The following is an 18,797-nucleotide window of genomic DNA, read 5'->3' on the forward strand; positions in this document are numbered from 1 at the left end:
TGCATTTGCCATCCTCTCTATTACTCACAATCCTCATTGTAAAAAAAGTTGCGGCATAAGGCAAACGATTTGCTTACCTTACCGCAACCCTGAACGTTTTTCATCTGCCATTATATGCTTATTGCACTGGAAATAACTGATGCTCCAGCGCTAGCTCGGTATGTGCAAATACCGTTTTCGCCTCATCTAGTAGCTGCTCTATCTGCTGGTCATCCTTATAACGCGAGCTAAAATGAGTTAAAATGAGTTCCTTCACACCAGCATCCCGTGCAGCAACGGCAGCCTGATACGCTGTACTATGATAGTACTTACGTGCCGTATCCTGCATATCATGCAAAAATGTCGCTTCATGCACCAGCAGATCAGCGTCCTGTGCTAACACGAGCACATTACCGCATGGTCGCGTATCCCCTAGGATAGTCACGATTTTACCTTTTTTGGGTTCGCCTACAACTTGATGCGAATGTAGCATTTCGCCATTGTCGAGCTGAACACTACCACCATTTTTCAATTGTCCGTAAATAGGGCCTGGCTTAATGCCATGCTGCTTTAACAATTCAAAATTAAGCTGCCCCGGACGCTCCTTTTCGATAATCCGATAGCCATAGCTGTCGATACGATGCTCTAGCAATGCCGCTTCCACACGGAAGGTATCATCGTCAAAAACGACGCCCCCTTCATGCTCCACTACATTCAGCTCATATTCTACACGCGATTGACTCAGCTCCAACGCCATGTCCACAAATTGCTTTAATCCCGGAGGCCCATATACGGTTAATGGCGACAATCCACCTTGATTCGAGCGACTGGACAGCAGACCAGGCAAGCCAAACAGATGATCACCATGTAGATGTGTAATAAAAATCTTTTCCAGCTTGCTTAGCTTGAGCTGGGAGCGCAAAATCTGATGCTGTGTACCTTCGCCACAGTCGAACAGCCAAAGCGCTTTGCGTTCTTCATACAATCGTAAGCCGATCGAGGTCACATTGCGCTGCAATGTAGGCACACCGGCATTTGTTCCAAGAAAATATAATTCCATCCTTCAACAACCTTCTCTCTATGCATCACAGTCCGGTTAATCTATAGTATCCCGTGCTGTGCATGACCTTCTATAGCAAAATAAACATACTATATAAATAAAGATATGAGCGCAGATCTGAAACGCATCTCTTCCTATTCCATCGCTCAGACCGCTTCCTGTCATGCAGGATTATGCAAAATGATAATATCCTTTATCATATCACGTAAACGCCGTTGTCAAAAGGGATTCCTTGATATCGATATATGAACGCAGATAGAAGTCTGTGCATGAAACGATACAGATACTGCATATCTTCTCCCTTTTCTCGAACACTATACAAATAAAGCCATAGGGAGCGATGATAGAGTGTAGTAGACTCATCGATTCCTACAGCTTTTATTTGTAGCTTTTATAGCTTTATGAACGAGTAAATGATAATCATACCTGAGCATTCAATTCATCACGAACCTCCATTAATGCAAACCCCAGCCAGTTCGTTCCTTTCCAGTGGATAGGCCGCTCTATATCAGGATGATCCTTCGATATTCCAATTCCCCATATTTTATCATACGGACTTGCTTCAACAAGCACGCGTTTACCTGTATTACATAAAAACTGCCCCAGCTCCTCATTCTGCTGGAACTTGGCAATATTCCCTTGCTTCACAATCTCATAGCTATGTGCCTGCCAGATGTCATTGTCAAAATGCTGTACCGAGCGTCCAAACATCTTCATCTGCTTAGGATGCTTGGCTTCCATAATCTTCGTCAGCATCTCGGTATCGTTAAATAATCTTGCCTTCTCTGCCATCATATACTGTTCTGTACAGGAATACGTTATGCCGTCGATCGTAAACTCACTTTGCCACCACTGACTAAAGCAGCTCTGATCCACTCGATCGACAGCTTTTGGTGTATGTCCCCAGAAGAAGAGATATTTTATCTTTTTGCCTGCATTATAGTCCTGCTGTAATGCTTGTAATGTATAGATCATGGGAATGACTCCTTTGTATGTATTTAGCAATATCTATAGTATTTATTTTATATTAATATTTAGTTATTATCAATATATTAATAAGATAGAAATATTAAGATACATTATGGCTAATCAGCTTATCGATGCTCATTTACGGCTCTAGTGTAAGACTCTCATGTAACAAAGCTTAAATAGTATGTACTATGATGTACCGTTTGCTCAAGTCCATATCCTATTTAAAACATACACACCTGCTACAGTGATCATAGAATCATATGGAACTAGATCACATATTCATGTTATAATTCCGCATAAATATTCAATATCAATCCTACGTGTTCTGGAGCTATGATTTGGCGATTCCATTCAATGAGTTTTTGGTGAAAGTATCGACAATAGTAGACATATCTTTTATAATACTTCTAAAAACATAGAAAGAAGGGTAATCCGATGGCTGAAATCAGAATTAGAAATACAAACGAGCGCATTTCCGGTGACGATCAGGTTTTGGAGTTTCTGAACAAGCATGAGGTTGTATACGAAAAGTGGGATGTATCCAAGCTCTCCGACGAGCTGAGCGAGAACTTCACTTTGACAGATGAGCAAAAGCAAGCGGTGCTTGATACGTTTGAGCCTGAGATTCAAGATCTAGCTGCACGCCGTGGCTATCGTACTTGGGATGTGATTACCCTGTCCGAAGCAACTCCTGATCTGGAAGCGAAGCTGGCAAAATTCGAGGAAATCCATACTCATACAGAAGACGAGATTCGCGCCATTGTCTCTGGTAACGGTATCTTCATTATTAAAAGTCCTGAACACGGCTACTTCGATGTTGAGCTTGAGCCAGGCGATGTCATCTCTGTACCTGAAAATACACCTCACTTCTTCACACTGGTCGACAATCGTAAAATTGTTGCGGTACGCCTGTTTGTAGAAACTGATGGCTGGGTTGCTCATCCATTTGAGGATTCTTCTTTCCAGAAGGCTTAAGCGATTGGATTTTATTGAATAATACGGATTTCAATTCCAATATTAAATTGCATAAATATAAAAACAAGCCCGCTTTACTCCTACTACAGGAATAAGGCAGGCTTGTTTTTTTAACTTTAGAGCTGATATCATGTTGGCTTGCTTGACGTCGTATACAACGCTAAATTAAACATACAGCTAGTACACGTTCAGTAAGCTTGACTGCTACTTTTAGACGGCTTGCGCAGCAATCTCATGAATTTCGCTCAAATGCTTGATCTCATGATCCGGTTTAATATCGCTATCATTTGTTTTGCCATTACGATTCAGCCAGACTGAAGTGATGCCAGTAGCCAGCGCACCCTTGATATCGGTAGTCAGCTTATCGCCAACCATTAAGGCTTGCTCTGGCTGCACATTCAGCAGCTCCAGCGCATGACGGAAAATCGATGGGTCTGGCTTTCCGCGACCAAATGCACCCGAGATGACGATCTGATCGAAGAAGGGTGCCAGCTCAGGCACACCATCCAGCTTTTCCTGTTGCAGTGCTGGACAACCATTCGTTAATAGTAGTAGCTTCACTTTACCCTTGAGCTCGCCAAGAATTTGTAAGGTTTCTTCATAGAAATGCGGGCGATTACGACGCTCACGAACAAACTGCTCTGCCAGCTCATTGCCCAGCTCCTCATTGTTGATTCCCAGTGCACGTAGCCCTCTGTTCCAGGCTTCCTTGCGATAAACTGGCGCAATCTGCTCCAGCTTGCGGAATTCAGGCTGCTCTCCAGCCGTGAACTGTGCCCACAAGCCTTCAAATGGATTAATTCCGATCATCTGTGTAAAGGGGAACGTCTCATACGATTCATACAATGCGCGCGCTTCCTTGCGTACCGCCTTTTCCAGCTCGACAGCATCAATGCCTTCGCGGTTCGCTGCTGTCAGGCAGGTATAATGGAACGCTTCCTCAATACTTCTCTCATCCCACAGCAATGTATCATCCAGATCAAACAAAACGGCTTCAATACTCAAGTCCAAACCCTCCCGGTTATTGTTCAAGTATATTGGTGAAAAGGGCATGATCGCTAAAGAGAAGCTCATGCCCTTTTACAGCTATAACGTATATCATACTGCGCTACTCAACTAGCTAACGACAAGCGATCCTTACAGCTTATCTTCAACTGTGATATTGTGAGTTGCTGCAAATTTGCGCAGGTGTTCAGCCATTGCATCGGTATCATAACGGTTGAGTGTACGAGCGAACAGCCATGCACCGCCTTTTGTGCTATGCTCGATAACTACATAACCTTTTTGTAAACGAATCTTTTTCACATTAGCAGCTGTCAAAATACGATCACGATTAAACTTTGTTGTAATTAAGGAATCCTTGCCTACTTTTAGATATGGACGGCGCAGGAACAAAATCACCCCAAGGAACACATACAACAGTACCGTTACGACAAACAGGATAACGCTTGTCGATGCAGCCGGATACATAATCCCCATGGTACCGTATACAAGACCGAGCAGTACAAGTGTTGCCGGGAACACAATATTGCGTCCTTTGTACACCGTGAATTCAGAGCTGGCTTTTGTTGTGCCCAGACGATCTTGACCTGCCTTTTTACGGCGATCATTCAACTGCTTCGTATTGCGCTTGACTTGCCTTTCCCAGGAACGGGACATCGCTTTTCCCCCTATAATCTGTAATGTAAGTCTGTTATAACAAAACAGGATGCCGTGTCCTGATCGTTGATCAGTAGCGACATCCCTGTATGGTTATTGCGTCGATGATCATCAGATGAGACTGTACATAACAAAAAGCTGTGAATACAGCACAGCTATTTATGCGTTGCCTTTTTGTTCGTTCTCAGCGTCCTCGACCCATTCGATCGTTTCGAGCTGCTGACGGAAATTGCGGCGGATATTGCCCAGGTAAACCTGACGTAGCTCGTCGCGCTCTACTACTTCTTCCGCAGTAAGTCCAACTTCCTTTTTCTTGCGTGCTAATTCGTTAATTCTTGCAATGATTACGTCGATGTCCATAACTACCCTCCCAAATCTATCTTTTCTAACTTTGACATGTAAAAAAAAGCTTGTCAAGGCTATTCGCACCTGACAAGCAAACGATAGAACAATATATAAATCCGGAGGAGATCCGGTTAGATCATAACGATAATAAAATAACAAAATACAACGATAGATGTTTATGAGATATTGTATAGTCCAATCCATAATAATGAACTTTTGTATAGGCTAGCGACCTGCTACATATGAAACATCATATTTCTAAAAGATTCAGTTGTGTGGGATAACGAGCACATCACCACTGCGAATATCGCTAGTATTCAGATTGTTCTCATCTCGTATTTCGGCAATATAATCACGTATGTCTGTATCCGGTGCTTTGTATTGAGAAGCGATCGCCCAGAGGCTATCTCCTTCAGTCACGATCACATGCTGCTTCATTGCAGGGGATTCATCCGCAGTGACAAAATGCTGAAATCCTCCATATAACAGTACACCTGCAAACAAGATACTTACCATTAAGCGACCTGTAGAGTTCCATCCGGATCTGCGCTTCTTGGATGGACGTGCCGACTTCTTACTCTTGCCCATCGTTTTGCGAGCGGTCATCTGGATCAGATCCAGTGTCTTGCGACGGAAAGAGCGTCCAGCGCGTTTAGCTAATGGCTTGTGACGTCCTGTGCCTGCTGTATCTCCATCCACGTATACCCATTCGCTCACTGAAGGCTCACTGGATGCTGCCTTCTTCGTCGATGCTTGCATCTTGGATGCTGATAATGGTGTAGATCCAGTGGATGTATGAGTAGATGTGCTTGCTGTCGACGAAGCAGCGTCATCCTGAGTTGAGTTCGTGTCGTGGATACTTTTGTATGTAGTATATTTAAGCATGTGCTTCACACTCCAAACGTTTGTTCTTGTTTTCCTGAAAAGAATATAGCACGAACATATGTTTTGATCAATAGGTTTTTCGAACTTTTGTTCGCTTTTTTTCAGGAGTGTTTTAGAGTGCATTGGAGAAGGCTGATTGTATATAGAAAATCGTGAATCCAACTTTATAGAAGTGCTACGTGATACATGCTACTTTGTTTGCTGTAAATTCTAACTTACTTTTAGAACTTATGTTTGTACGAACGGAAGTTCTATGTTATAATTTTGCCAAACGTTACAGTATTGGGGTTGATACAGTATGTCCAAGATTTCTAACCGCCAGCAGGCGATTCTGGAATTTATCCGGAATGAAGTAAAATTGAAAGGCTATCCGCCATCCGTTCGTGAGATCGGTGAAGCTGTTGGCCTCGCTTCCAGCTCGACGGTTCACGGACACCTGGACCGCCTTGAGAAAAAAGGATTGATTCGCCGTGACCCTACGAAGCCGCGCGCCATTGAGCTGCTCGGTCAAGAGGAATCGGAAAACAATCTGATGTTTGCACAGACAGTATCCCGCGTACCGATTATCGGTAAGGTTACTGCTGGTGTACCGATTACTGCTACTGAGCATATTGAGGACTACTTCCCATTGCCACAGCAGTTTACCGGTGACAATCAAGTGTTTATGCTCTCCGTTGTCGGTGACAGTATGGTTGAAGCAGGCATTCACAATGGCGACTTCGTTATCGTTCGTCAGCAACAGACAGCCAACAATGGCGATATCGTTGTAGCGATGACTGAGGACGACGAAGCTACCGTGAAAACGTTCTATAAGGAAAAGGATCATATCCGCTTGCAGCCAGAGAATCCACGTTATGAGCCATTGCGCCTTACTCGTGTAACGATTCTCGGTAAAGTAGTTGGTCTGTTCCGTAATCTGCACTAAGGGCTTGCTGATGATGAGCCTGGTCATAGTCCATTAAAAAAGACTCTCGCATAATGTGAGAGTCTTTTTTAATGGACTATTCATTTTTAAAAATGGTAAAACTTCTGTAATACGACTTTACTCATATGTAGACTAGCCAGCTGATACACATCAGATTGCTTAGCCATTTGAAACGCTAATATTACATAAACAGACATTCACATGACTAAGCTTCATTAAAATCATACCTTGAAGTATAGATAAGTATGCCTCCTACTACGAGTAGGAACAATGGTATAATGAACCAAATGATTCCGATATCAAATAATTGATATTGAAAAGCTCCACCGTTGATCTGTGAAGAGTACGCTGCTCCTCTTAGACCAGCAAGTATGAATCCGGTACAAAGTATAATAGTCGCACATACAATAGATGTACAACCTAACAGCAATTTTATCATTTTACCACCTCCACAATAATCTCCTGTCTTATTATACAGACAGGAGATTATTGTCGCATCTTTTGGAAGTATACGGAAAATATTTTAGTAATATAGCTGTTATTGTGAGTATTTTATATCATTTTTCACATTTTATTTTTTGTTTCATTGATATTATTTGCAATTTGCTGTGCATATGCGTACTCCATGATTTTGTTCGCTAACCGTTTCGTAATCATGTTTAGAACAGCTTCGTTTCCAGTACCTTTGCCATCAGCTCTTTAAAATCCTTACTATCCGCCTTCTCTGCTAACCGCTCCTCCATTGCATTAAACTTTTCTGCCAGAAAATACGCATTTAAATATAGCACCAGATATTCCTTAGCAATCGCTTCGAGATGCTCCTTATTGGAGGTATAGCCTGCGATCACACTATGAGCAAAAGCTTCGGGATTAATGTTGACTTTATTTTTCATCCTTCATTCTCCTTTGCTACCGCCTTATGCTTTATTTAGCCAGACCTGCATTTCTCCAGGTGTGCGATTTGCCCAGCTATAATATGGAATCAGCTTTAAGGTATGCGGTGCATACGTTGGCTCCGCTACAGAGCTATACAGCACCTGTTCCCATTCTGCCCCTACCTGCTGACGCTCTACCTGCCATTCGATCGTTCCGACACCACCTAGCAGCTCAGGATCAAATCGATAGGTCGCCTGCTGATTACTATAAACTCGAATCAGATGCAGATTGGCTCCATTATCCTCTTGCTCTGCGCAAAAAATGAGTGGCCCTCGTCCAATCGCCAGCTTGCCCCAATCGCTTCGTACGAGTGGATGCGCGCTATATTGCCTGATCTCCATCGGCAGGGTCAGCTTGAGCTGATCACCCTTTTGCCACGTACGATTCAAGCTAACAAAACCATCCTTTATATCCAAAGACACCGACTCACCATTCACAGTTAACACAGGCTCCCCTGACCAATAAGGAATGCGTAACGCTAATGTGAAATCAATCGGCTGATCAGTATGCACTTGAAACGCTACATTCCCTTCCCATGGCAGCTCACTCGTCTGCTCAAGCTGAACAGTCTGATCGTCTAGCTTGAGTTCGGCTGTACCGGTCACATACAGATTCGTATACACCGCACGCTGCTGGGGATGGATGGTGTACACATATTGATGCAACGAAGTGAGTAGCCGTGCAAGATTCGGTGGACAGCATGCACAACCGAACCAAGCAGGACGTGTAACCTTTACATGGCTTTTTCCCGGATCATGCAGGCTGCTATCTGGACGCACCTCCAGTGGATTCACGTAAAAGAAGTGCTTGCCATCCAGCGCCATTCCACCAATAGCCGTATTATAGAGCGCTCGCTCCAGCACATCTGCATATTGTGATTTTGCTTCATTTTTCAGCATATTAAAGGCAAAAAAGATAAGTCCGATCGAAGCGCAGGTTTCGCAGTACATCGTATCATTGGGTAGATCATAATCGGTGGTGAATGCTTCTCCATCCACAGTCGAGCCAATACCGCCTGTAATATACATTCGTTTACTCACTATATTACTCCACAGTCGGCGACACGCTTCCAGCATCTTACTATCATTAGCGAGGTAGGCTGCGTCTGCCATCCCTGCACACAGATAGACAAGACGAACCGCATGCCCTTCGGCAGTCTCCTGCTCCAATACAGGCTGGTGTGCCTGATAATACGTTAATTGTCGATGGCTCATGCCCTCGATCACAGCGGTAGTCCCTTTATCCTCGGCACGCTGTCTTGCGAAAAAAGTCGGATCTGTACCACGTTCATACAAAAAATAGAGACTCAAATCCAAATAACGCTGCTCTCCTGTCAGTGTATACAGCTTGGTCAAAGCAAGCTCAATTTCCTCATGCCCGTCGTAGCCTTGAATTTTGCCAGCTTCTTTTCCAAAGTGAGCATCAATACAATCTGCAAGTCGGCAGGCAATCGTGCGTGCCTTCTCATTACCCGTTGCTTCGTAATAAGCGATAGCTGCTTCAATAAAATGACCTGCACAGTACAGCTCATGACTTTCTGCTAGCTTTTTGAAGCGACGCTCTGGTTCTTCGATAGAAAAGTACGTATTGATATAGCCATCCTGCTCCTGTGCCAGCCCGATCAAATCAATTACACCGTCAGCTAGCTCCTGTAATTGTGCATCAGGATGAATCGATAGCGAGTAGGCTACCGCCTCCAGCCACTTGTATACATCACTGTCCTGAAATACCCAGCCATAGTGGTGACCTTCCTTCAAGCCAGCAGCAATTTTAAAATTTTCGATGGCATGGCTTTTCTCAGAGGGAATATTGTCGTCATTGCGTTCCTTTTCAATCACAATATCGGCGTTGTCATTCAGTACGTCCCATTGATAGGGAATCATCTCTGTACGTACAAGCTCGCGGTAATGAGACCAGAATGAATCAGTAATATGGGATGATTGAAGCTGAAATGGCATAGGAATGATTCCTCCTCATACATAAGTAGATAGGTTTATACTTCAGCATTCGCTTCCTTTTGCAGCAATTGCTTGCGAATATAGCCTTCCTTCTTCTCAAACTGGCGATAAAATAACATCGGAATAATGCCCAGTAAAAATACGATGGCAGGTAGCCAGATAAATACGAGTCGGATGCCATCAATCGATTGTGCACTTTGCACTGCATTCGGTACATATCCAAATGCCGCCATAAATTGCGTTGGAATGAACCCACCTAGACCGGAGCCTGCTTTGATACAAAATGCACTGCCAATTGCCGTTAGCATGCCACTTGCTCGTAAGCCAGATTTCCATTCGCCATAATCAACCGTATCAGACAGCATCGCAAATGGCATGGAGCAGGCAATACCAGAGCCGATACAGCCGATGCTCCAGCCGACGATCAATAGCGGCATATGCATACCTGCACTGAACAAAATGAACTGACCGATCGCTGCCAGTACAAATCCAAGAATCATCGTCAGCTGCTTGCTTGTATATTTGACAATCCAAGGAATCGACATCATACCGAGCACCTGTATAATCGAAATTCCGTTAATGAGCGGAACGAGATCCTTTTTTCCTAGATCATATTCAAAATAATAGACCAGTGTTGAGGTACGAATGGTGAGGGCGATCCAGAACAGCAAATTAGCTATGACGAGTAAGAGCCATGGCCAATTGCCTGCGATCGCTTTCATACTATGGCGAAGTGGAATGGTCTTAATCTTCTCGATATTAATCTCTTTGAGATCCGCAAATGCGATCAGGAACATCGTGATGGAAAGGATACCAAACAAGCACAATGTCCAGAAAAAGCCCCGCTGATCATTACCCCCACCAAGCAGAGCGACGAGCGGCAGCGTGAATGTAACTGCCACGAAGTTACCAATATTCCCACCTACCATACGGAAGGAGTTCAACACAACTCGTTCATTCGTGTTACGACTCAGGTTAGGCAGAATTGAAGTGATCGGTGTGGAAATACCAGTGTAGGCGATTCCTGCCAGAATGTAGGTGACACTGGCGTATACAATTTTCCACGTTCCATCCAGATTCGGTGTAGTAAAGGTTAGTACCATAAATGCGGCAAACGGTACACATAGCCATAAAAAGTAAGGACGACTCTGCCCATATTTGGACTTGGTATGATCGACGATGATCCCCCACATCGGGGCATCCACTGCATCGATCAATCTTGTCACGAGCAATAATGTACCTGCTGCAGCTACCGATAGCCCGAACACATCCGTATAAAAGTAGAGTAAGTAAGCACCGATGATGCTATATAACAGGTTGCCACCCGTATCTGTAAGCGCATAACTAATTCTGCGATGAAATGGCACCTTGTCTGTCTGTAAAGATGGGTGTTGCTGGGATGAAGAAGACGATGATGAATGCTCCATAGGTATAACCTCCAATCTATAAATAAGCAGTTAGCGAAAACGAATCCACCTGATCGGCAATAGGGGTGCACCGTGCCGTTACATTTATCGTAAGCGCTTTCTGAAGTGGAATAAACTTAAGTTTTCGTAGTTTAAGTGTATATTTCCGATCTTTACCAATTATTTTAATGACTTAAATTCATTTAAATTCGTGTTATAATACGTGTGAATAGCTTGTTTCGTTATGTATCTGCCAACTAAGGTGCACAAAAACGACTTTTCGTAGTGAAAACTGATATTACAGCAGAGAGTGACGGTGATTGACGGATGAAGCCGGTAACGAGAATCAATATTGAGCGTCCGCTCGCGTATTACAAATGCGGTCAATTTGTAGGAAATCAGGGCTGGAAGCATAAGCCGATGAAGCTGGAAAAGGATTACGAGCTAATCATCGGACTCAAGGAGACGGTCTATCTACAGGTTGGCAACGAGCATTATGAGATCAAGCATGGCGATATTATGTTGATCGCTCCTGAAGTAAAGTACGTGGGCTACGCTCCCTCCAACGACGAGGTTAGCTTTTTCTGGCTACATTTTATTCCGCGTCAGGACGTGCTTATCGATTCTAACGATACCTTTATGAGTCTGCTGCTTGCCAGTGCCGAGCTGCAACAGCGAAAAGAGCTAGGTGCCTACGTCTGCCTGCCACCCTTTTTCTCACTGCCTTATTTGGATAAACCCGTCATGCTGATGAAGCAAATTCTCGATATCTCCCATACGTCGTATTACAGCACCTATGCAGTCGATTATCTTGTAACCGAGCTGATGCTCGAATTGACCGATAAATATATACAGCAGCTACTCCAGCAGCAATGGCTGAATAAGGAGCATAACCAGAAGTTTATGCAGATCGTGGAGTGGATTAGAGTGAATATTTATCATGATCTGACTGTGCAAAAGATTGCGGATACGTTTTGCTTTAACGCTGACCATTTGACCCGCTTATTTAAAAAGAATCTGGGCATGAGTACGATTCGTTATATTAACACGCTCAAATTAAGCCTCGTGAAAGAAAGATTATGTACGACCAATCAGTCGATCAAGGAGATTGCGTATGAGCTTCATTTTCGTGACGAGAAGTATTTGATGAAGCTATTTAAGAGCTATATTGGTATGACACCGACCCAGTTTCGAGACACATATACAAACACGTATTTGAATAGTATGACTGTAGATCCAGATATTCCATTGCCTGAGCATTTGCAGGAGCCGTAAAGCGCATGTACTGTTAGGCTATGTAATACAATTGGGTGCTTTGCTGGTGTAGTTAGTTTCATTTTTAGTACAGTGTGGTTCTATAATATAGATCAGTTTGATTTTATAGTGTAGTTGATTGTAATTGAGTGTGGTTGGTTAGACTATGCGTAATATAGCTATTAGGCAAAATGGTAAGTAAATAGCCCGAAGCATCACGTTCTGTTGCTTGACGTGCACTTCGGGCTATTTTTATAGGATTATCCTTAACAGACTGAAAATCAGGCGATTGTACAGCATAAAGCAATCTTAGGATCGTGTGTATAGATCATACTGCATGTATAATGCATGGTTAAACTCGTCGATTTGATTCATTTTACAGCTCTACTTCGCTTGATCAATAGACCTCAATATAATCCAGCTCCGCATAACCGTTCCCTTTGCCCAATACGATGGTATTATCGCCCTGCTTCAGATTAACCGATACAGTCACGATCTGGCGGGTGCCAAAGTTCGGCACATTCGCTGTCCATCCTCCGGTTGTCGGATACGACACTGCATCTTGAGCTTGACCGTTAATGGTCAATGTGTGTGTGGATGTCGCATTTGTACCGTTAGCATAGCCAACATCCATTTTATACGTGCCTGCTGCTGGCGCATAAACGCTGAAGGTTACCGAGCTGTCGTTATTATCGATGTTACCGACAAATCGATCATTAGAGGCAAACGAGCTGTTCACAATACGTGCGCCTTGCACTTTTGCATCTTCCGCTTCTACTCTTTGCTTGAAGCTTCCCAGCTGTTGTAGCTGGATATAGTCTAGCTCCGCATAACCCGATCCAGCTTTGGTCAGACGAATCGTATTGCTACCCTCTTTTAAAGCAATCTGTTGTTGAATGGCAGCGCCATCTGCGGCATCAAGCCAGCCCCCTGTGGCTGGATAATTCAGCGTAGTTGCCTCTGCTCCATTGACACTCAGCGACTGCTGGGAGGTGCTTGAACCCCCGTTCGCATAGCCAACTGTCAGATTATAATTGCCAGCGGCTGGGGCATTCACTGTAAACTCTACATAGCTATCTGGATGATCGATCCGACCCACATAACTGCTACTGGAAGCATGATTGCTACTTAATACACTGGCACCCTGTACGTTTGCTTTTTCGGCTTCATAGCGAGTGATATCGCTTTGTGCACCCGGTGTAATGGTGACATGATAGCCTGATGATGGCTTCATATCGGTAACTGGAATCGTAATTTGACCGTTTTGGATAGCTACATTGCCTGTAAATACGGTCGTTGGCTCACTCACTGGTGTATCTACTCCATACCATGGGGTACTTTCCAGCTTCACACTTGCTGTACCTGAGAAAGCGGATAACGCATTCAGACTCTTGATGACAATAGTATGATTCCCTGTGCCGCCGCCAAACACGACATCTACTTGTTGCTTACTATCATTTACACTGGCAATACCGTCCAGATCAAGTGCTTGGGGATTAGGTGGCGTAGTCATAATCATTTGACCGGACATATCGCCATACCATTTATACAGCCACCAGGCACCATTTTTCTCACCATTTGCTGTAACCAGATTGCTCAAGCGTCCAGGTCGGAACCAAAACGCAATATTAGCGGTATCTACGCCAGAGCGCTCAAATTGAGCAATATAACGCGTCATATTACCGGGTACAGCCTGTTCAGAGATCACACCGTATTCGTTAATGCTGATCAGTCTTGGACTGATACCGAGCTGTTTTTCCAATGCCCGATAAGCACTAATATGGCTAGAGATATATTGAGGTGCTGGCCCGTCCACATAATAGCCTTCTGGAGCACCCAGCTCATGCCATGAAATAATATCTGGCAGCACATGATGATCACGTGCATACGTTAGAAAGTCCTTCAGCCAGCCCTCATTGTAGTGCGTAATGCTTGGACCAATGATTTTAGTTGTAGTATCCTGCTGCTTGATGCGCAAATAGGTTTTTTCCCAGCCTTCATTAAAGGAGCCTGCCTTATTCGTATCCCATGTTCCGTCTGGCTCATTCCAAATTTCATAACCATAAATATTATCTGCACCTGAGTCGAGGCGCGCCTTTACGATTTGATCTACTTTGCCGTACCAGTCATCCCAGCTCACCCATTTGTATGGAAAATCAGGATAAATGTCGGGCATCCGAATGGTAACCTCTGCGCCATTACGTTTGGCGATAGGCGCTACCTTGAGCGCGTCACCAACTGGCTTCGTTTCCCCATTGGGAAGCTGTTGACCACCCGGTGCCATCTGGGTAAACATTTTTGGATGCGTCGGTGCGATCAGATCATTCGCTGGTCGTCCTTCCTCTGCCAATCCATATAAAGAACCCGAAGCCACATGTGTGACAGGACGATATGCATTAGATACATCTACAGTAAACGGCGATGGAGACGCTGCTGAGACTGGTGCTGGAGCGAATAAAGCGGGTACCATCCCCAGCAATAAAGTTCCACTTAATAAGGCTGCTCTTTTTTTCATTTGTCATCACCTTTCAAGTTTGAGAATTGTTTGAGAATTTGTAGTAAGTAGGAAAGCAATTAAAGATAACGCTTTCAAAAGATGTTGGCCAACATCCTCAAGGCTTCCAGCGTACGCGCTTGAATAACCTTGTACTCTTAGGTTATTGATTTTCCACAGGTGGGTAAACTCCAAAAATCGTAGGTTGGGTGCAGATTACCGACTTTGGGAATGCCTGTTTTGGCATATTGATCCTCTATACACGTATATTGCGCTGTCCATTACTATTATTACCTATAGCAACGATTGTACCGTCAGATTTTATCCCAATCGTATGAATACAGCCTGCGGCAATCGCTTTAATATCGTTCCAATTGTTTATATCGCATTGATGATATGTATTTGATCCCACAGCAATGGTTGTACCATCCGATTTCAGACCAACGGTATGATAACTTCCCGCTGCAATGGCTATAATCTCGCTCCATTCGCTCACATCGCATACTCCTTCACCTGTCCTACCTGTAGCTACGACGCTGCCATCGCTTCGGAGCCCAACGGTATGAAGATATCCTGCTGAAATAGCTACAATCTCACTCCAACCGCTTACGTCACACTGATTATATTTATTGTTACCGATTGCGATAACGGTTCCATCGGATCGTAAACCAACCGTATGCCAATCTCCCGCTGATACTGCTACGATATCGATCCAATCGCTTACATTACATTCCGCTTCGCGGTTTCTCCCCACTGCCATCACTGTACCATTAGATTTCACTCCTACAGTGCGACACCATCCTGCCGCAATAGCTGCCATATCGCGCCATCCACTTACATCGCATTGATTATGTTTATTCCATCCTATCGCCATTACTGTACCATCGGATTTGAGAGCAGCCGTGTGAGCATTACCGGTATTTTTAGCCATATGTACATTACCTGCTGCAACCATCACATTAGGAATGGATTGTGTTTGGATTAGTGATTGCTGGAATTGCTTATTATTCATATCGTTCCTCCTTAACTTTCATTGTCATTAAAAAGAAAAATCCCTTACGCCATAAGGCATAAGGGATTAAATACAGATATTAATACAGCGTCATGTACTGGTCGCGCTCCCATTGGTGTACCTGAGTACGGTACATATCCCATTCAATCTCTTTTAGCTCATAAAAGTGTGCGGTCGCATGCTCACCAAGTGCAGTGATCATAATATCGTCGCGCAGCAGCTCATGCAGAGCTTCTTTCAGATCGCCTGGAAGACTTGGGATACCTTCGTCGATACGCTCATCTTCAGTCATTATGTAGATGTTGCGGTCGATCGGTTTTGGCAGGTTCAATTGACGATCAATACCGTCCAGACCTGCTCTCAGCATAACAGCCAGTGCCAGGTAAGGGTTCGCTGTTGGGTCAGGGTTACGCAGCTCGATACGTGTGCTCAGTCCACGCGAAGCCGGAATACGTACCATCGGGCTACGATTACTTGCAGACCATGCTACATATACAGGTGCTTCATAGCCTGGAACCAGACGCTTGTAGGAGTTTACTGTAGGATTCGTTACAGCTGCCATCGAACGTGCATGCTTCAGAATACCTGCCATATAATGACGTGCAATTTCGCTCAAGCCAATGTCATCGCTCTCATCATAGAACGCATTCGTGCCTTCTCTGAACAGCGATTGGTGACAGTGCATACCAGAACCGTTCATACCAAACAGCGGCTTCGGCATAAATGTGGCATGCAGACCATGCTGACGAGCAATCGTGCGTACCACGAGCTTGAACGTCTGGATCTGATCCGCTGCTTGCAGAGCGTTAGCATATTTAAAGTCGATCTCATGCTGGCCTGGTGCTACCTCATGGTGAGACGCTTCGATCTCAAAGCCCATTTCTTCCAGCGTAATAACGATATCACGGCGGCAGTTCTCACCCAGATCGGTTGGAGCCAGGTCGAAGTATCCACCTTGATCGTTCAGTTCTTCAGTTGGGTTACCGTTAGCATCGGTACGGAACAGGAAAAATTCCGGTTCTGGTCCGACCATCATTTCAGTAAAGCCCATTGCTTCAGCTTCTTTCAGGTTACGCTTCAAAATGCCGCGTGGATCGCCAGCAAATGGCGTACCATCCGGCATGTACACATCACAAATCAGACGTGCCACGCGAATGTCCGTTACCCATGGGAAAATAACCCATGTATCCAGATCCGGATACAGGTACATATCAGATTCCTCGATACGTACATAGCCTTCGATGGAGGAACCATCGAACATCATTTTATTGTCCAGTGCTTTACCCAGCTGACTAACCGGGATTTCAACGTTTTTGATCGCACCGAGCAAATCGGTAAATTGCAGACGGATAAAACGTACATTTTCCTCTTCCGCAATTCGCAGAATATCTTCCTTCGTATAACTCACGCTACCCTCTCCTCTGTGGTCTGATTATTTTTTGTTGAAGAATCGGGATAACTCCCCTTGAATAAGAGACACCTGGCCTGGACGCTTGCCTGTAACCAGCTGCTGTTTAAGCATACGATGAAGTTGCGAATCTGACAATTCCCTACGACGCTCTTCCGTGTCTGGTGTAATCACAGTCGCTTCCTCAGATTCCTTCGAGACAGGGTTCATCACTTGCTTAATGCCAGCGATATTTACCCCTTTCTCGATAAGTGCCTTAATTTCCAATAAGCGCTCTACATCATTAAACGAAAACAAACGCTGATTGCCCGAAGTACGTGCCGGAACGATCAGATTGTGTTGCTCATAGTAACGAATCTGACGCGCAGACAGATCCGTAAGCTTCATCACGATTCCGATAGGGAATAGCGCCATATTTCTCCGAATTTCATCACCCATGTATTCATCAACCTTCCAATTAGCATTTTAGCATTCGATTCTCTTGCTACTATTGTACATATCCTGATATAAGGCGTCAATAACATGTTAACTTAACTCACAATAATTTTATATTGCGTTAACATGTGCTTAACAATGCTGGGGCTGAATTTTCATTTTAATTCCGTAAGCTCTCTTTTTCGCAGATTTATTATAACATTAGATGCCCTGTAAATGCACGCCGGGACAGCGAATCTCTCTAATTATGTTACAACGCTTCTGAAAGATTGCAAGGTTTGTTATGAAGGTATCATCCATTGGGTAATCCGTTTTCTTATACGTATCAAATGATGGATTTATAAATCCAATTTTGTTGCAATTGTGTCTAGCGATGTCACATCGCTTGCATTATTGTATTAAACGTAACAGAGCTAGCATTGGTTTCGTCGTTACAGTTTACATGAATGCGTAACGAACACTCGCAATAAATGTTTATCTATGTGAGGATCGCATAAGTTGTCGGCGAGAGGGCAAATTACAGATTTCCTCTAACGGCTAACTTGGATCATTCATCTATCACCATGATAATAAACTGAACATGCTTGCTGAGTTGATCGTTTAGCTTGATCCGCCTGTACTTGACATGTTCTGTTGGTGAGCAATAACAGCACCTAGAATAGGTACATCACGGCTTTTTAAAAGAATATATAGTAGAATATGACTCACTTTTCACATGGTAAATGTATCCTGAAATTTACTTATAGACATAATCAATAAACTTATATCGAATACCTATAAGCGAGCTAGCATCCTACATGATTTACCCTTATTGACAGTTAGCCAGACATATAGCAAAACAATCGGATAGCGATTCTATAAGCAATGTCAAAGTATACATTTAACTTTAAATATAATTTTTGATTATTCGATTAAATTCCGTGATTACAGTATATACGGGAATCATTGCTACAGAAGCTGAGCGTGTCAGTAGCTATATTAGCGTATGCAGTCATATCAATATCCGGAAAACAATTCCTCTGTTATCCGGATATTGTACTTTATTGTATGGACTGCCTGATGGATTATGATTCGGATACTTGCTACTCTAATTC

16 protein-coding genes are annotated in these 18,797 nt (G+C 43.8%); 3 read left to right on the forward strand and 13 right to left on the reverse strand.

The genetic code is table 11. The features are described from left to right. Positions 1-118: 118 nt before the first annotated feature. Together rnz and ybiA are read right to left on the reverse strand one after the other, a co-directional pair. Positions 119-1,039 carry a ribonuclease Z gene (gene rnz / locus IEX62_RS20480; protein ID WP_188777764.1) on the reverse strand — a complete coding sequence of 307 codons (921 nt, stop codon included), beginning with the start codon at positions 1,037-1,039 and terminating at the stop codon, positions 119-121. 420 nt (positions 1,040-1,459) lie between these two features. Further along, entirely contained in the window at positions 1,460-2,014 is a 555-nt protein-coding gene (gene ybiA, locus IEX62_RS20485; RefSeq protein WP_188777766.1) for a riboflavin biosynthesis intermediates N-glycosidase, read from the reverse strand. A gap of 432 nt (positions 2,015-2,446) precedes the next feature. Here ybiA and mtnD point away from each other — a divergent pair, with 432 nt between their 5' ends. Beyond that, positions 2,447-2,986: an acireductone dioxygenase gene (gene mtnD, locus IEX62_RS20490; protein ID WP_188777768.1), complete on the forward strand. Its 540-nt coding sequence runs from the start codon at positions 2,447-2,449 to the stop codon at positions 2,984-2,986. A 210-nt stretch (positions 2,987-3,196) separates the two neighbouring features. Here mtnD and IEX62_RS20495 read toward each other — a convergent pair whose 3' ends face one another. From IEX62_RS20495 to IEX62_RS23875, 4 genes are all read right to left on the reverse strand, one after another. Continuing rightward, positions 3,197-3,991 (reverse strand): HAD family hydrolase, encoded by a 795-nt coding sequence (locus tag IEX62_RS20495; RefSeq protein ID WP_188777771.1) that lies wholly within the window; start codon positions 3,989-3,991, stop codon positions 3,197-3,199. A 132-nt stretch (positions 3,992-4,123) separates the two neighbouring features. Continuing rightward, on the reverse strand, positions 4,124-4,645 hold the full coding sequence (locus IEX62_RS20500) for a methyltransferase (RefSeq protein ID WP_188777773.1): 522 nt from the start codon (positions 4,643-4,645) through the stop codon (positions 4,124-4,126). A gap of 159 nt (positions 4,646-4,804) precedes the next feature. Next, entirely contained in the window at positions 4,805-5,005 is a 201-nt protein-coding gene (locus IEX62_RS20505) for a DUF896 domain-containing protein (RefSeq protein ID WP_188777775.1), read from the reverse strand. A 252-nt stretch (positions 5,006-5,257) separates the two neighbouring features. Continuing rightward, entirely contained in the window at positions 5,258-5,875 is a 618-nt protein-coding gene (locus IEX62_RS23875; protein ID WP_229685991.1) for a LysM peptidoglycan-binding domain-containing protein, read from the reverse strand. 298 nt (positions 5,876-6,173) lie between these two features. Between IEX62_RS23875 and lexA the strand changes: the two genes are divergently transcribed. Continuing rightward, positions 6,174-6,800, forward strand: a complete 627-nt coding sequence (gene lexA, locus IEX62_RS20515; RefSeq protein WP_188777777.1) for a transcriptional repressor LexA — start codon at positions 6,174-6,176, stop codon at positions 6,798-6,800. A 659-nt stretch (positions 6,801-7,459) separates the two neighbouring features. Here lexA and IEX62_RS20520 read toward each other — a convergent pair. From IEX62_RS20520 to IEX62_RS20530, 3 genes are read right to left on the reverse strand one after another with little or no spacing between them, the layout of a single operon-like run. Next, the gene (locus tag IEX62_RS20520) at positions 7,460-7,693 is read right to left on the reverse strand and encodes a hypothetical protein (protein WP_188777779.1); all 234 of its coding nucleotides are present in this window, start codon (positions 7,691-7,693) and stop codon (positions 7,460-7,462) included. A gap of 24 nt (positions 7,694-7,717) precedes the next feature. Further along, a complete protein-coding gene (locus IEX62_RS20525) occupies positions 7,718-9,694 on the reverse strand; it encodes a glycoside hydrolase family 127 protein (protein WP_188777782.1) in 1,977 nt (658 codons plus the stop codon). Between the two features lie 35 nt (positions 9,695-9,729). Beyond that, on the reverse strand, positions 9,730-11,121 hold the full coding sequence (locus IEX62_RS20530) for a glycoside-pentoside-hexuronide (GPH):cation symporter (RefSeq protein ID WP_188777784.1): 1,392 nt from the start codon (positions 11,119-11,121) through the stop codon (positions 9,730-9,732). 306 nt (positions 11,122-11,427) lie between these two features. Here IEX62_RS20530 and IEX62_RS20535 point away from each other — a divergent pair, with 306 nt between their 5' ends. Then, positions 11,428-12,375, forward strand: a complete 948-nt coding sequence (locus IEX62_RS20535; RefSeq protein ID WP_188777786.1) for an AraC family transcriptional regulator — start codon at positions 11,428-11,430, stop codon at positions 12,373-12,375. A gap of 376 nt (positions 12,376-12,751) precedes the next feature. Here the strand turns inward: IEX62_RS20535 and IEX62_RS20540 are convergent, their stop codons facing one another. From IEX62_RS20540 to IEX62_RS20555, 4 genes are all read right to left on the reverse strand, one after another. Next, positions 12,752-14,869: a CBM35 domain-containing protein gene (locus IEX62_RS20540; protein WP_188777788.1), complete on the reverse strand. Its 2,118-nt coding sequence runs from the start codon at positions 14,867-14,869 to the stop codon at positions 12,752-12,754. 235 nt (positions 14,870-15,104) lie between these two features. Then, positions 15,105-15,860, reverse strand: a complete 756-nt coding sequence (locus tag IEX62_RS20545; protein ID WP_188777790.1) for an RCC1 domain-containing protein — start codon at positions 15,858-15,860, stop codon at positions 15,105-15,107. A 79-nt stretch (positions 15,861-15,939) separates the two neighbouring features. Beyond that, positions 15,940-17,268, reverse strand: coding sequence for a type I glutamate--ammonia ligase (gene glnA, locus IEX62_RS20550; RefSeq protein WP_188777792.1), 1,329 nt, complete (start codon positions 17,266-17,268; stop codon positions 15,940-15,942). A 24-nt stretch (positions 17,269-17,292) separates the two neighbouring features. Then, positions 17,293-17,706 carry a MerR family transcriptional regulator gene (locus tag IEX62_RS20555; RefSeq protein ID WP_188777794.1) on the reverse strand — a complete coding sequence of 138 codons (414 nt, stop codon included), beginning with the start codon at positions 17,704-17,706 and terminating at the stop codon, positions 17,293-17,295. Positions 17,707-18,797: the final 1,091 nt, after the last annotated feature.

The organism is Paenibacillus hunanensis, from assembly GCF_014645615.1.
In the GTDB taxonomy this organism is placed as follows: domain Bacteria; phylum Bacillota; class Bacilli; order Paenibacillales; family Paenibacillaceae; genus Saccharibacillus; species Saccharibacillus hunanensis.